Origin of the sequence: Blastopirellula marina, from assembly GCF_002967715.1 — a bacterium.
Taxonomy (GTDB): Bacteria; Planctomycetota; Planctomycetia; order Pirellulales; family Pirellulaceae; genus Bremerella; species Bremerella marina_B.
Map to the genome: position 1 here is coordinate 1 of NZ_PUIA01000093.1, position 782 is coordinate 782.

Annotated in this window: 1 protein-coding gene; it reads left to right on the plus strand. The window is 50.3% G+C overall.

Annotated elements, in window-relative coordinates; genetic code table 11:
* Positions 1 to 73: 73 nt before the first annotated feature.
* On the plus strand, positions 74 to 782 hold a 709-nt coding region (locus C5Y96_RS27945; protein WP_214609080.1), incomplete at its 3' end, for a hypothetical protein.

A 782-nucleotide genomic window follows, 5' to 3' on the forward strand; every position in this document is an offset into this window, starting at 1 on the left:
GATTTACGGTTAGCCACAGTGAGTTACAAACTATACAACGACAACGCAGAGCACTTTGCTTGGCTGATTTACCATGAGCACATCAAGGTCACCTCAAAAACACTTCGGTAACTCCCGCTTAGACGCTCTCCGTTCTGGCTACGCATTAAATCTTCAATCCGTAATCAATGGCGAAGCTGTAGAGTTCGTCAACGTAGGAGTAAACAAGTATCAAGCAAGCGTTGTCAAAATGTGTTCCCAATCGGCTAAACAGGCCTGTTCCGCTATCAAAGAGCGAACAAAGAAAGCGGACCAGGAGCCGCCACAAGATCTTCCGATTGCTACAGACGACGATATCTCCCTGTTTCTTTCTGAGATTGGGCCATCGCACGACAGCACAATTCTCCGAGAAGCACTGACTTCCCTGCAGGGACGCGAACTCTATGTCTTGGCGCGATGTGTTGGCGAATCTCACGTCTACCGAGCCAATCGTAAACGTCTCCAGCCAAGCGATCTACACTTACTCGCCGATAAGCTTGCAGCCGAAGCGCACGACCTACAGGCACGCTATCCGAACCAATTTGATCAAACTTGGCTAATCAATCACGCGAGATGGATAACCCGGCAGGTTAAGTGCCTAACTTTTGCAGCCGCCCTCTTTACTGCTGCCGGTGACGACAATAATACACGTCGAGCCTACGGTAATGACGCCAGAGGGATGCGTACCCTCGCGCAGCACGTAGCCGTTGCAAAAACTGTTGACTTTGCAGAAGCAAATCGGCAAGTTGCCCATGAGGCAATGG